Here is a 13,752-nt window from a genome sequence, read left to right on the forward strand (position 1 = left end):
CGAGCGATGATGCGGTGAGAAAAGGCAGGGGAAGCCGCCCACCCGTCGCGGTGGGTTCGGTTTTCCCGGCGGTCGAGACCGTTCGCGCGTTATGGTCCGTCCGCCACCGGCACTGCTTCATTCTTGGGCGGCGTGACGCGGTCGCGGACGTAGCGGTCGAACCAGCGCTCCATTTCCGCGCGGACGTCGACCATGTCGGCGATCAGGTCATGGCCGCCGCCTTCATAGATCTTGAGGCGATAGGATCGCTTCAACCGCTGGAGGGCGGTCGCCATGCGCAGCGCGTCGGTCGGCTCGACGCGCGGATCGCCGCCGCCGTGCAGGATCAAAATCGCCGCGTCGGGTGCCAATTGCTCGGGCCAGGTGATCGGCGAGCGCCGTGCCAGTATCCCGTCCTTGTCGTTGGCATAGCCGGGGATCACGTCCGGGTAGACGTGGCGGTCGAACTCGGCGCGGCGGGCGGCGTGGACGAGATCGGTCGGCCCGCCCTCGATCACCGCCGCGGCGATGCGGCGGCTCTTCGCCAACGCGCCATAGGTGGTGTACCCACCGCGACTGAAGCCCCACATCCCGACACGGGCGGTATCGGCGGTCGGCAACGTCGTTGCGACGTCGATCAGCGTCAGCGTATCGTCGATGTCGCCGCCGCCCATGTCGGGCTTGCCTTCGCTGCCACCCTCGCCGCGAAAGGTCGAGGCGAGCACGACATAGCCGCGCTCGGCCAGCCGGCTCATCGCGAGGACGTCGGGCACGATGATCCGTCCCCATTCGCCGACGCCGCCATGGTTGTAGATCAGCACGGGATGACGGCCGGGCGTGCGCGGTTCGAGCAGCAACCCGCGGATCGCCAGCCCGCCGCTGCGATAGACGATGCGGCTGATGCCGATCGTCCTGCCCTGCGTCCACCGATAATAGTCGTCCTGCGGGTAGAGCGCGTCATAGCGCCGGGCCGCTTCCGCCCCGCCCGGCGCGGCGCCGACGAACGCCAGCCATTCGGCCCGCGTCGCGAACGGGGCACGCCAGGCTTCGCGCGAGACGATCGTTTCGTCGGCAATAGTGGAGGGCGAGGGCGCGGCAATGGCGGGGCCGGCCACCGCTACGAGCATGATCGCCAGACCTCGGGTGACCATCTTCAGCATGGTTGCCGTTCCCTCAGGCCGGATCGATCGAGAGGAGCAGCCGGCGCTCGCCGCTGGTGACGATCGGGGGCGAGCGGTGCAGCACCGCCGGCGGGTCGAGCAGCATCCGCCCCTTGAACACCGCGACCGCCCCGCTCGCCACCTGGCGGACCACATCGGGTTCGTCGATGCGATGCCATTGGGTTCCGAGGCCGACATAGGTGCAAAGCATCCGCAACGTGACGTAATCGGCGTGGAAGCGGCGGCAGGCGTCGGTTTCGACCACCTCGAGCCGCAGCGATAGTCGGTTGGCACCGGTCAGTCCGGCATGACGGCGGGCCAATGCGGCGACGTCGGCGGCGAGTGGGGCGACTATGGCATCCGGATAGCCGGCGGCGCGCAGGACATCATCCAGCGCGGCATCGGCAGCGATCTCGGCAACCACATCGTCGATCGCATCGGGATCGAGCAGCGCCAGCGCCTCGTGCAGCGCAGGCAGCGTGGGACGCTCCCACATCGCCAGTGCGGCGTCGGGGTGCGCGATGCTGTCCAGCACCTCCACATGCGCGCTGGTCGCCACATCGCACGTCATCGTGGCAAGGCTCATTCCGCGGCTTCCAGCTGCCGCTCGCCCCCAGGCCGGGAACGGATCGCGCAAGCGCGTCCAGAGCGCCGGCGCGAAGGCGCTGGCCGGGACGAGGCAGGTGTCGAGCCGCGTGCGGATACGCGCCTCGTCCATGCCGATGCCGATGAACACCAGTTCCTGCCGGCGATCGCCCCAGACCTGATCCCAATGCTTCGCGACGAATTGTTCGAAACGGCCATCGTCGGGCCATTGGTTCTTGGGGATGCTCGCCCACCAGCGGCCCATGCGCGCGGTCTCGGTCTGGCTGCCCGCCACCGCCAGCTCGCCGACCCAGTCGGGCCGCGTCGCCAGCCAGAAATGTCCTTTGGCGCGGACGACATGATCGAGCCCGCCATCCGTCAGAAAGGCATGGAATTTCGCCGGGTCGAAGGGTTGCCTTGCGCGGTAGACGAAGGTCTCGATCCCATATTCCTCGGTTTCGGGCTGATGGTGGGCATAGCCGTAGAGCTCCTTCGCCCAGAGCGGATGGCGCGACGCCTTCTCCTCGTCGAACAACCCGGTGGCGAGGATGAGGTCGAGATCGACCCGGCCATGATCCGCCGGAACGATCACGGCATCGGCGTTCAGGCTGGCGACCAGCTTCTTGACGACGCCAAGTTGCTCGGGCGACACCGACGACGCCTTGTTGACCACCACCACGTCGGCGAACTCGATCTGCTCGACCAGCAGGCCGACGAGACTGCGCTGATCGTCCTCGCCCAGTGTCTCCCCGCGATTGGCGAGGAAATCCTGGCTGGAGTAATCGGCGAGCAGGTTGAGCGCGTCGACGACCGTCACCATCGTATCAAGCCGCGCGACATCGCCCAGCGACACGCCGGCTTCGTCGCGGAAGGAGAAGGTGGTGGCGACCGGCAGTGGCTCGGAGATGCCGGTGCTCTCGATCACCAGATAGTCGAACCGGCCTGCCTCGGCGAGCGTGCGGACTTCCGCCAGCAGGTCGTCGCGAAGCGTGCAGCAGATGCAGCCATTGGTCATCTCGACCAGCGCCTCTTCCGAGCGGGACAGCGCCGCCTCGCCGCCGCGCACGAGGTCGGCGTCGATGTTCACCTCTGACATGTCGTTGACGATCAACGCGACGCGCCGCCCCTCACGATTGGCGAGGATATGGTTCAGCAGCGTCGTCTTGCCCGCACCCAGGAAGCCGGACAGCACCGTCACCGGCAGGCGCGTATCGTGGTTGAGCTTGGCCACCGTCACATTCTCCATCTGCATTTTAGAGATGATATAACGTCTTATCTTGTCGGTCGAGAGGCTTGTCAACGCGGCGCACGCGACAGCCGCTTGCATGATACAATATACCATTGCATAGGACACGTCGATCTTGAGGGGGAAATTGCGAGCAATGATTGCAGAGTTGATCCTGCTGGCGGCTGCCGCGGGAACGAGCGCGACGCATCCGGCAGCCGATAAAGCGCCGACAACGATCGTCGTCGAAGGACAGCGCGCCGCCAGCGGCGACGTCAAGGGCGTGCCCGGCGCGGTCGATCTAACGATCGAAGGTGCGGAACTGGACCGGCGCAAGGCGGCGACGCCGGGCGAGACGCTGGCGCGGGTGCCCGGCGTCCATAATGATTATTTCGGACCCGCCGTCGGCCGCCCGACGATCCGCGGACAGACCGGCGGACGGGTCGCGATCCTGCTCGATGGCCTGCCGACGGGGGATGCGGCGGGGTTGGGCGCCGAACATGCCGCTGCGATCGAGCCGTTCCTCGCCGAGCGGATCGACGTGCGCAAGGGCAGCGCCGCCGTTGCCTATGGCAGCGTGGCGATCGGGGGTGCGGTGAACGTCAACGACGGTCGTATCCCGACGCTGCGGCATGAGGGCGCACCGACCGGGCGTGCCGAAGTGCGCACCGGCGATAATGTCGGGGTGACGACCATGACACGGCTCGACGGCGGGCGCGGTGCGTTCGCGTGGCACCTCGACGGGCTGTACCGCTATCAGGGCGACCAGGCGATCCCCGGTCGCGTCAAGGCCGATACCTGCCGCACTTGGCAAGCGCTCGTTTCGGCCGCGCCGGTGCAGGCGCTGTGCCAGGTCCGGCTGGCCAGACCGACCTATGTCTTTAATCCGACGCTCAAACGCTATGTCGACGCGACGCCGGTATCAGGGCAGATCATCACCGGGCTTGACCCGATGGGCGATGCCGACGGACGCTTGCCCAACAGCGCGATCCGGACCAGCGCGGTGACGGCGGGCGGCAGCCTGATCGTCGATGGCGGCTTTCTCGGCCTGTCGATCGGTCGATACGACAACAATTATGGCGTGCCGGGCTTCACGCTCATCACCCCGTCACGCACCGGCGCGAGCCCGATCGGCGTCAGCGTGGGCCAGACGCGCGTCGACCTGAAGGGCGCGCTTTACGATCCCTTGCCCGGTATCGCGACGGTGACGTTGCGCGCGGCGCATGTCCGCTCACGCGACCGCGAACGCCTGCCCAATCGGGACTGGAGCCGCTTCGACGGCACCGGCGAGGAGGCGCGTATCGAGGTCGCGCACCGGCCGCTCGGCCCGCTCAGCGGATCGATCGGCGGCCAGATCGCCGATCACGGCCTCCGCACTGCTGAGACGAGCTCCTATCTGCCGGGCGTGGTCACCGCCGAACGGTCCGCCTTCCTGACCGAGCGACTGACGCTGTCGCCGCTGATCCTGAACGGCGGCGTCCGTTACGACCGGGTGCGCTACGACCTCGACGAAGCCAGCGTGCGGGCAGGGCGGGGTCAGGGTGCGGTTTACGCCCGTGACGCCGACTTCCATCTGCTGAGCGGCGATGTCGGCGCACGCTTGTCGCTGTTGAGAATCCTCTATCTGAACGCTCGCTGGTCCCATGCCGAGCGAGCGCCGGGGATCAACGAACTCTACGCCAACGGGAATCATTTTTCGATCCTGACCGAAGAGCAGGGCGACGCCCGTTTGCGCAAGGAGCGCGCCGAGACGATCGAGGTCGGAGGCGGGGTCGACGCCCGCTGGTTGGCGGCCACGGTGTCCGCCTACAGTACGACATTCTCGGACTATCTCTACCTCGGCAATACCGGCGTGTCGCGGACCTTGCCGGTTCGCGAATGGCGACAGGGCGACACCCGCTTCCGGGGCATCGAGGGCGAGGCGACGGTTCGTGCGACGACGAGCATTGGGCATTTCGCGCTGCACGGCTTCGGTGATTATGTGCAGGTCCGCCCGATCTTTACCTTGCCCAAGGGCTATAGCCCCTTTGCCAGCGGTGCGACGGCGGCGTTCGATCGCCAATATTTTCGCCAGCGGCTCGACGGCGATTACGTCCCGCGCACGCCGATGTCGCGCTATGGCGGCGATCTGGGCTGGGACAATGGCCCGCTGCGTGCGTCGATCGGAGCGATCCGCTACCTGCGGCAGGCCGATGTCGCCAAGGGGGAACCGGTATCCGACGGCTTCACGCTGGTCGACGCGCATGCCGCTTACCGTTTCGGTCCGGCTGCCCGCTATGACGTCTTCGTCGACGCCGCGAACCTGACGAATGCAGAGGCGCGGCTGCATAATTCCTTCCTGCGACTGCGTGCGCCGCTGCCCGGACGCGCGCTGGCGCTGGGGATGCGAGCGGCGTTCTGATGCGCGCATCCCCAGCCGCTTTTCAAGCGCGACTGGGGATGCAAAACGCTCATGTTTAACGTCCGACAATCGGGCGTGCCGCAAGCGCCTGCAGTTCCGCTCCGTGCCGCTTCCAAGTGGCCCGGCCTCAGTAAAGGTCGGTGCGGACGCTATGCTGGTAATGGGCATCGACGGCCTGTGCGTCGGCTGGCGCTCCGCCCGCCATCGCGGCTTTCATCTGACCGACCGACGGCACGGTCGCGCGGTCGATGCGCGCATCGATGTCCCATAAGCGTGCCCTGTTCACGGCCTTGCCGCAGTGAAAGAGAACCTGATCGACCGTCACGACGACCGCGGCTTTGGGAAGCTTCTGCCGTTCCTGCAATGTTTCGAGGAGGCCGGCCTCGGTGGAGATGTGCCCATGCCCGTTGATGCGCAGGAACACCTCCAATCCGGGGAACAGGAACAGCATCGCCATTCTGGACTCTTCGACCAGGTTGCGCATCGTCTCGATCCGATTGTTGCCGGGCCAGTCGGCAAAGGCGACCTGCTGCGGGCCGAGCACCTTGACGAAGCCGGCCGGGCCGCCGCGCGGCGACGCGTCGAGGCCCTGCTGGCGACCGCTCGCGAGGCAGAAGAAGGTCGCGGCGCGGATATAGGATTCGTGGAAAGGGACCAATTGCGGCAGCACGGCACGCTGGATGGACTCGGCTGGCGGTGCATAGAGACGATCGAGATCGTCGTGGGTGACGTCGGACATACGGCCTGCCTTCCTGCAAGACGGCCCCTTGTAGAGCTTCGATGCTGGCGGCACTAAGCAAGTCATGCCATTCGATAGCGGTTTTGCGCCATGATCGATCGTCGGTCTGCCGGTCAGATCGGTAACGAGGTGGAAGGGCCGACCATCATGGCCTTTGCGGTGGAGCTTGGGGCCGAGTTCGCGACGCCGCCGCACCGCCACGCTCGCGGGCAATTGATCGGCTGCGGCAGGGGTGTCGTGACGATCGCGACGGAGGCGGGCGCATGGGTGGTCCCGGCGGGGCACGCGATCTGGCTGCCGCCTTATCAGATGCATGGCGGGCAGAGTTTCGGGCCCGGTGCCGGGTGGAGCCTTTATGTGTCCCCGGCCAAATGCGCGGCGTTACCGGAGACACCACGAACGGTCGCAATCCCACCGCTGTTGCGCGAGGCGATATTGCGCGCCGCGTCCTGGCCCGACGAGACGATGGACGACGCGCGCCAGCGGATCGCCGATCTTGTCGTGGATGAGATCGCAACGCTTCCGCCCGAGGCGCTGGGGCTTCCGCTGCCCCACGATCCACGGCTGCGCCGGATCGCCCGCGCGCTTCTGGAGGAGCCGGCCGAGCGCAAGTCGGTCGAGCAATGGGCTGCATGGGCCGGAACGACCGCGCGAACGCTCAGCCGCCGCTTTCCCTTGGAGACGGGGCTGAGTTTTGCAGATTGGCGCCAGCGCGCGCGTTTGATGCGCTCGCTCGAGATGCTTGCCGAGAGGATGCCGATCACCACGATCGCGATCGACCTGGGTTACAACAGCGTGAGCGCCTTTATTGCGCTCTTCCGCCGTACGTTCGGAGTCACGCCGACGGCCCATCCGATTGCGAGGCCGCGATAAGTCCGAATTTGGGCGAGTGAACTTTGCGGGAGGATGTGGCGACAACATCATTTGGGCAAAGAACGGCTGCCGCGGCGCGACCAGAGCACGTTGAATGGTTGAAGGTAATCCAGTCGCACATGAGCTTCACATTGCCACTCCCATGCGTTGTTGGTTCGAGTGGATAAGGATTGCCATAATCAGGACTGCTTAACCGCCGGTAATCTGATGATCGTGTTCTCCGCTGCCAAGTTCGACTGCCGCTCCAGCACATCTCGCCACGTCTCAGGTGTTTTGGGGATATCGCGACAGTCTCGGTGGGAAAGTTGTCGTTTCCATTTTGGCAGCGATGCAGTTTAGCAATCAAGGGTCGCTTCATCACTCCGCAGGCCCTCGGAACTGGCTCGAGAATGACTTTCGACAATGGCTTCGAACCAAAACGCCTTTCTATCGTTCGGGGCCGGTTCCAGTGACCGTGCCAGCTCCGATCATGGCACCCAGACCGATGGCGGTGCGCGACGGGCCCCGTCGATCCGACGAGCTTTCGTGAACCGGCCTCAAAATTAGGAATACGCATCGGTGCTGTAAAGCTAGGTGGCCTGAGAGGCAGGAAAAGGCGCCATCGGGATTGATCTGGCCCCCGTTTGGCCTAACGGAGTCAAGCGATAGCAGAAATGACTGCGCGATGTTCGCGCGGCGAACGCATTTTAAGTCCTGAATGGGGCTGGTTGTCGTTGTCGTCCTCGATCCATCCGGCAAGCGATGTCAACGCGGTGAGTGCATCGGGCAGCGGTGAGACGCGGACCTAGTCCCGTTTGAGGGTATGCACGAAGGCCTCCGAAATGCCGTTGGACTGCGGGCTGCGAACGGGCGTGAAGCAGGGTTTGAGGCCGGGCTACCGGGCAAAGGTGCGTGCTTCGCGGCGGTATAGGCCGAACCGTAATCCGACAGCATCTCGGTCGGCGTTTCCGCGCGCATGCCGCCGAAGCGAGTTTCCACGGCTTCCAGCATGATGTCGCGCACGACCTCGCCGTTCCAGCAGGTGAACTCGAACCCGTCGGAGCACCAGCGCAGGTTCGAGCGGATCGCCACCACGACACCGTGGTGGCCATAGTCGGGCCGCTCGGTGTAGCGCCGGGCGAGCAGCAGGCGGTCCGCCGCCATGATGCGGTAGACGCGCCCTTCGGCGAGCTCAGGCGAGCCTTGTGTTTGACCGGCGCCAGTCTTTCGGCGCATTGCTGTCGATTGAGGACCGCCGCGATGCGGCGGTAGCCGTATGTTGGCCGCTGCGCGGCGATCTGGCGAATACGGGGCCGCAGATCCGCGTCGCCGGCCCTGGTGTACAGTCCACAACCTATAATGCCGCGCCGCCCAGCTTCCACGTCATCTCGAGGAACACGCTTCGCCCGACGCTGTCGAACCAACTGATGTCGTAATAAGGATAGGCAGCATAGGTTCGATCCTTGATCGGCTTCTGATCCAGAACGTTGGTGACGCTCAACGAACCGCGCAGATGATCGGTGAAATCATACTGGAAGGTCGTGTTGACCAGATAGCTGGCCTTGATGAACCCCTCCTGCGCATAGTTCGGTAGCTTGCCGAGCCGCCGCGTCTCCACCGTCAATTTGATCGCATCGGCGGACCAAGTGACGCTGGCGGTCGATTTGTCGCGTGGAATGTCATAGCCGCTGTCGAACGCCAGCTTATCGATCGTCGGATCGCCCGGATATTGGCGGAACGTGTGGTCGAAGACGTGCGTGTGCGCCGCGGACAGCGCGAAATTGCCGATCCCGGTCGACAGGTTGCCGTGCACCGCCACGTCGATGCCGGTGGTGCGTTCGTGGGCGATGTTGATCGGGTTGACCGCGACATAGTCCAGCGCGCCCTGGTTCACGCCGCTCGCGAACCGCCCGATCCGTGCGATCGCGTCCTGGCAGGTGGGAGAGGCGATATCGACTGGCGTCCCGGCGGTGGTCCGCCCGATCCGGCAATCCGCCTCGTCGCGCAGCAACGTGTCGGTGCTCAGGTCGCGGACCTGATCGGCCATCGAGACGCGGAAATAATCGACCGACACGTCGAAGCGGCGCGACGGCGCCCAGACGATGCCGGCGTTGAGCGACTTGCTCGTCTCCGGCCGCAGCTTGCGGTTGCCGGAGCGCTGGACGACGATCCCCTCGCTCGACAGGCTGCAATCGCCGATCGTCTCGTCGGGTTCTTCGGTGCGGCAGCGATAATAATCGGTCGCCGACGGGTGCGTGTTGCCCGGGCCAGTGAACACATAGTGCAGATCCGGCGCGCGAAAGCCGGTGCCATAGGCGGCGCGCAGCAACAGCGTGGAGACCGGGCGCAGCTCAACGCCGCCGTTATAGGTGAACTTGCCGATCCCGTTGCCGTCATAGCCGAAATGGTCGTAGCGCGCCGCGCCCGACGCCTGCAGGAACGACAGCAGCGGCACGCGCAGCTCGCCCCCGGCCGCCCAGTGCGAGCGCCGTCCGCGCCCGTCGCTGTCCTTCAGCCCGTAATAATAATCGGTCAGCGCGAGCGGATCGGGCTTCAGGTCGTAGCCCTGCTTCCCGACCTCCGCGACCGCCGCAAATCCGACCGGGCCGGCCGGCAGGCTGAACAGCTCGGTGCTGGTGATCGTCGCGGACAGATTGTCGGTCCAGCTGCGCGGATTGTAGGTGCTGTATACCGCGATCGATTCATATTCGGCGCGCGTCAGGGGCGTGTAGAGCCGCGCCGGATCGGCATTGAACACCGGATACCCGCTGTCCGCATCCACCCCCTCCTGCGCGCCGAGGAACAGCGCATTGGCCTTGGCCGCGATGATCTGCGGGAACTGGACGCGCGCCTTGTACTCGCTGTGGTTGAACGACAGTTCGTAGGACCATTTCTCCGACAGCGCGCCGCGCACGCCGGGGGTGATGCTGAAGGTCTGCTGGCGATTGCGCGTCATCGTCCGCGCGAAGCCGCTCGACTCCTCGGGCGTGAACTGCCGCGACCAATCGTCGAGCACCCCGTCGAAACTGTTGAAGAAGGTCGCGTCGCTGCTGCCCGACGCGTCCTGGAACGACCAGTTGAGCACGTCCGGCATCAGCGCGACCTTGCTGATCCCGAATTGCGCGTCGACGAACAGCTTGGCGGCTTCAGAAAAGTCGTAACCGGCGGAGACGAAGCTGTTGAACCCCTCGCGTCGTGAGATGATCGTGCCATAGCCGATTGACGTATCGCTGCCGCAGAAACGCCCCGGGCCGTAATCATCGAGCGCATCGTCGAACGCGCCATAGCGCGGGCGCGCCGCATAATAGGTCGATCCGCCGTTCAGATACGACAAGGCGCCGCACGTCGCCACGCCAGGGTCGACATATTCGTCATTGGCGGGATCGTAGCGCAGGAACGTCCGCCGCCCGACGGTGACCGGCGTGGTCGGATTGTCGGCGGCGCTGTCCTGGATGCCGCGCTGATACGCCCACAACGGGCGCTGCAGCAGATATTCGCCGCCGCCGATGATGTGGAAGTCGCCGCTCGACCAGCCGGCGGTGCCGGTCAGCCGGTGCAGATCGCCGCCGCCATGTTCGGTGCGGCCGTGGCGATAATCGACCGTCAGCCCGTCGACCTTCGTCTTTAGCTTGAAGTTGATGACGCCGGCGATCGCATCCGAGCCATAGATCGCCGAGGCGCTGCCGCTCAGCACCTCGACCTGCTGGATCAGCCCGACCGGGATGTTCGAGACGTCGGTGAAATTGCTCTGTCCGTTGAAGGGCAGCGGAAAGTCGGCGATGCGGCGGCCGTTGACCAGCACCAACGTGTGGTTCGGCCCCAACCCGCGCAGATCGACCTGTTGCGCGCCGGGAGTGAAGCTGGCGCCGCTGAACGATTGCTGGCTCTGCGTCTCGCCGCCGTTCTGCGTGACGGCGCGCAGGATGTCGGGCACGCTGGTATAGCCGTTGGCGCGGATCGTATCGGCGTCGATCGTGGTGACCGGCGCGGGGCCCTCCTGCCCGGTGCGCGGAATTCGCGATCCGGTGACGATGACCTCGTCGCCGGGCGCATCGCCGGTATTTGCAGCGGTTTGCGCCGCGGCGGGCATCGCCGGCGTGAGCAGGCAGCAGCCGAGTGCAAGCAGCCGTCGATATCGCAAGAGCCGTGCGGTACGCGTCATGAAAATTCCCCCTGCCACGCGCCGGTTGCCCCCGGTCGATGCGCGACTGTGACATTTCACCAAAACTGTCAGATTGTTTCAAGCAGATTGTTTTTAACGCGAAGCATGTTGTCCTTTGCGGCGCGCTAATTGTAACATCGTGTCCGACTGGGTGACCGGGGCGAGGTGTGGAATGCGGCGGATGGTGTCGGTGGGGCTGGTGGTTTCCGCGGTGGCGGCGTGGGGGCTGACGACGACGCCCGCATTCGCAAAGGCCAGTTACCGGCATTATGCGATCGGGCGGCTGACCGGCCCGACCCCCGATCCCGTTTCCGGCGGGCTGCTGTTGATGGGCGGCGGCGACCGCAATCACGATGCGATGCGGTGGTTCTTCGCCAAGGCCGGGCATGGCCATATCGTCGTGCTCCGTGCATCCTACGGTCCCGAAATCGGCGAGGAGTTCTTCAAGGAGATCGGCGGGGTCGCGTCCGTCGAGACGTTCGTCTTTGCGGACCGCGCCGCCGCCACCGACAGGAAGTTGCTCGCCGCACTGGCCAAAGCGGACGGGATCTTCATCGCGGGCGGCGATCAGGCGCGCTACGTCCGCTACTGGAAAGGCACCCCGGTGGCCGCCGCGCTCGACGCGCATGTCGCCGCGGGCAAGCCGGTCGCCGGCACCAGCGCCGGCCTCGCGATGCTCGGCGAGCGGCTGTACGCCGCGATGGACGACGGCAGCATCACCAGCGCGCAGGCGCTTGCCGCACCGTTCGGCGCGGCGGTGACGATCGAGGACGATTTCCTGCACCTCGCACTGCTGAAGGGCGTGGTGACCGACACGCATTTCAAAGAGCGAGACCGGCTCGGCCGCCTATTCGCCTTCATCGCGAAGGCGGAAGCGGATCGCCCCGCCGACCAACCGGGGATGATCGGGCTGGGCGTGGACGAGAGCGCCGCGCTGGCGGTCGAGCCGGATGGTTCGGGGCGGATCTACGCCACCGCCCCCGATGGCGGCGGCTGGGTGGTGGACGGCGCCGGGCTGCGCGGGCTGGACCGGCGCGGGCCGCTGCGCGCACCGCGGGTGCGCGTCACCGGGATCGGCGCGGGATCGGTGGTGCATTTGCCGTCCGGCACCGTTGATCGTCCCACGTTCACGCGTCATTATGCCGCGGCGGGCGGACAGTTGACGCAGGTGCCGCGCTGGTCGCTGGCGATCCATGGCGGGGCCGGGGTGATCGAACCCGGCACGCTGTCGCCCGAAAAGGAGCATGCGTATCGCGCCGGGCTCGACGCGGCGTTGCGCGCCGGCAGCGCGGTGCTCGACAAGGGCGGGCGCGCGCTCGACGCAGTCGCCGCGGCGGTGCGCGTGCTGGAAGACGATCCGCTGTTCAATGCCGGCCGCGGCGCGGTGTTCACCGCGGAGGGGCGGAACGAACTCGATGCCGCGATCATGGACGGCAAGACGCAGGCCGCCGGCGCGGTCGCAGGCGTCACGCGCACCCGTCACCCGATCGACCTGGCGAGCGCGGTGATGGAGCATAGCCCGCACGTGCTGCTGATGGGCGCGGGCGCGGATCGCTTCTCGGTCGAGCAGAAGCTGGAGCAGGTCGACCCGGCATGGTTCCGCACCGAAGAACGCTGGCGTCAATTGCTGGCGTGGCGCGCGAAGCAGACCGCGGCGATCGACCGCACGCATCTGTTCGGCACCGTCGGCGCCGTCGCGCTGGATGCCAGCGGCGATCTGGCCGCGGCGACCTCGACCGGCGGGATGACCGGCAAGCGCTGGGGCCGCGTCGGCGACTCCCCGATCATCGGCGCGGGCACCTATGCCAAGGACGGGCTGTGCGCGGTATCGGCGACCGGGTCGGGCGAATATTTCATTCGCGAGAGCGCCGCGCGGCAGGTGTGCGATCGTATCGCCTGGGATGGCGAGACGCTGGCGGATGCCGCGCAGGCGACGATCAAGGCAGTCGGCGCGATCGGCGGCGACGGCGGGCTGATCGCGATGGGGGCGGACGGCCATCCGGCGTTCGCGATCAACGATCTCGGCATGTATCGCGGGCAGGCAAGCGATACGATCGCGCCGCAAACCGCGATCTACGCCGGGGAGACGCTGCGGCGATGACCGCCGGCGCCGTACCGCTGGATCCGATCGACGAGCGCTTGTTGTTGTTGCTGCGGGACGACGCGCGCCAGCCGATCGCGCAACTCGCCAAGACTCTGGGCACGTCGCGCGGGCAGCTTTACGCCCGGCTGTCCCGGCTGGAAGAGGCCGGGGTGATCGCAGGCTATACCGTGCGGCTTGGGCCGGTGTTCGCGGAGAGCCGTGTCCGGGCGCACATGATGATAAAGGCGCTGCCGCGCGCGCGGCGCGACGTCGAAAAGGCGCTGTCACGCGTGGCACGGATACAGGCGCTGCACGCGATCAGCGGCGAATATGACATCATCGCCATGCTGGAAAGCGACGACAGCGTGCACCTCAATGATCTGATTGACGAGATCAGCATGGTTGATGGCGTCGAGAAGACGATCACTTCTGTTATTCTGGCCACGAAGTTGGAGCGCTGACCCGGAGCGACGCCTCAATCATGCTAAATGCTTCTATTGGCGATTGATCTTGTTCAAGTATAAAGAGATATTGGCTTGTCTGCACGTACCGTTGCTCGGCTACTG

At 66.1% G+C, this 13,752-nt stretch carries 8 protein-coding genes and 1 pseudogene; 4 read left to right on the forward strand and 5 right to left on the reverse strand.

Features of this window, described 5'->3' with window-relative positions:
• Positions 1-89: 89 nt before the first annotated feature.
• Together FHS97_RS12210 and FHS97_RS12215 are read right to left on the reverse strand one after the other, a co-directional pair.
• The gene (locus FHS97_RS12210; RefSeq protein ID WP_184038051.1) at positions 90-1,139 is read right to left on the reverse strand and encodes an alpha/beta hydrolase family protein; all 1,050 of its coding nucleotides are present in this window, start codon (positions 1,137-1,139) and stop codon (positions 90-92) included.
• Positions 1,140-1,152: 13 nt separating this feature from the next.
• A complete protein-coding gene (locus tag FHS97_RS12215; RefSeq protein ID WP_343053440.1) occupies positions 1,153-2,955 on the reverse strand; it encodes a DUF1826 domain-containing protein in 1,803 nt (600 codons plus the stop codon).
• A 151-nt stretch (positions 2,956-3,106) separates the two neighbouring features.
• Between FHS97_RS12215 and FHS97_RS12220 the strand changes: the two genes are divergently transcribed.
• Positions 3,107-5,350 carry a TonB-dependent receptor gene (locus tag FHS97_RS12220; protein WP_184038057.1) on the forward strand — a complete coding sequence of 748 codons (2,244 nt, stop codon included), beginning with the start codon at positions 3,107-3,109 and terminating at the stop codon, positions 5,348-5,350.
• Between the two features lie 127 nt (positions 5,351-5,477).
• On the opposite strand, the gene FHS97_RS12225 is transcribed toward FHS97_RS12220, so the two are convergent.
• Positions 5,478-6,089 carry an MSMEG_1061 family FMN-dependent PPOX-type flavoprotein gene (locus FHS97_RS12225; protein ID WP_184038060.1) on the reverse strand — a complete coding sequence of 204 codons (612 nt, stop codon included), beginning with the start codon at positions 6,087-6,089 and terminating at the stop codon, positions 5,478-5,480.
• Between the two features lie 90 nt (positions 6,090-6,179).
• Between FHS97_RS12225 and FHS97_RS12230 the strand changes: the two genes are divergently transcribed.
• Positions 6,180-6,962 (forward strand): AraC family transcriptional regulator, encoded by a 783-nt coding sequence (locus FHS97_RS12230; protein ID WP_184038063.1) that lies wholly within the window; start codon positions 6,180-6,182, stop codon positions 6,960-6,962.
• Positions 6,963-7,599: 637 nt separating this feature from the next.
• On the opposite strand, the pseudogene FHS97_RS12235 reads toward FHS97_RS12230, so the two are convergent.
• A pseudogene (locus FHS97_RS12235) lies at positions 7,600-8,290 on the reverse strand (integrase core domain-containing protein); the annotation flags it as partial.
• 5 nt (positions 8,291-8,295) lie between these two features.
• A complete protein-coding gene (locus FHS97_RS12240; RefSeq protein WP_184038067.1) occupies positions 8,296-11,103 on the reverse strand; it encodes a TonB-dependent receptor plug domain-containing protein in 2,808 nt (935 codons plus the stop codon).
• A gap of 139 nt (positions 11,104-11,242) precedes the next feature.
• Between FHS97_RS12240 and FHS97_RS17720 the strand changes: the two genes are divergently transcribed.
• Together FHS97_RS17720 and FHS97_RS12250 are read left to right on the forward strand one after the other, a co-directional pair.
• On the forward strand, positions 11,243-13,204 hold the full coding sequence (locus FHS97_RS17720; RefSeq protein WP_343053441.1) for an isoaspartyl peptidase/L-asparaginase: 1,962 nt from the start codon (positions 11,243-11,245) through the stop codon (positions 13,202-13,204).
• Positions 13,201-13,647, forward strand: coding sequence for an Lrp/AsnC family transcriptional regulator (locus FHS97_RS12250; protein WP_184038070.1), 447 nt, complete (start codon positions 13,201-13,203; stop codon positions 13,645-13,647). The genes FHS97_RS17720 and FHS97_RS12250 overlap by 4 nt, the downstream gene beginning before the upstream one ends.
• Positions 13,648-13,752: the final 105 nt, after the last annotated feature.

It is taken from the genome of Sphingomonas endophytica, assembly GCF_014199415.1.
GTDB lineage: Bacteria > Pseudomonadota > Alphaproteobacteria > Sphingomonadales > Sphingomonadaceae > Sphingomonas > Sphingomonas endophytica.

What these genes read in the sequence shown, in the direction of transcription:
- FHS97_RS12220 (WP_184038057.1), top strand. Translation starts at nt 3,107, where the DNA reads ATGATTGCAGAGTTGATCCTGCTGGCGGCTGCCGCGGGAACGAGCGCG.
- FHS97_RS12210 (WP_184038051.1), bottom strand. Translation starts at nt 1,139, where the DNA reads ATGCTGAAGATGGTCACCCGAGGTCTGGCGATCATGCTCGTAGCGGTG.
- FHS97_RS12250 (WP_184038070.1), top strand. Translation starts at nt 13,201, where the DNA reads ATGACCGCCGGCGCCGTACCGCTGGATCCGATCGACGAGCGCTTGTTG.
- FHS97_RS12225 (WP_184038060.1), bottom strand. Translation starts at nt 6,089, where the DNA reads ATGTCCGACGTCACCCACGACGATCTCGATCGTCTCTATGCACCGCCA.
- FHS97_RS12230 (WP_184038063.1), top strand. Translation starts at nt 6,180, where the DNA reads ATGATCGATCGTCGGTCTGCCGGTCAGATCGGTAACGAGGTGGAAGGG.
- FHS97_RS12240 (WP_184038067.1), bottom strand. Translation starts at nt 11,103, where the DNA reads ATGACGCGTACCGCACGGCTCTTGCGATATCGACGGCTGCTTGCACTC.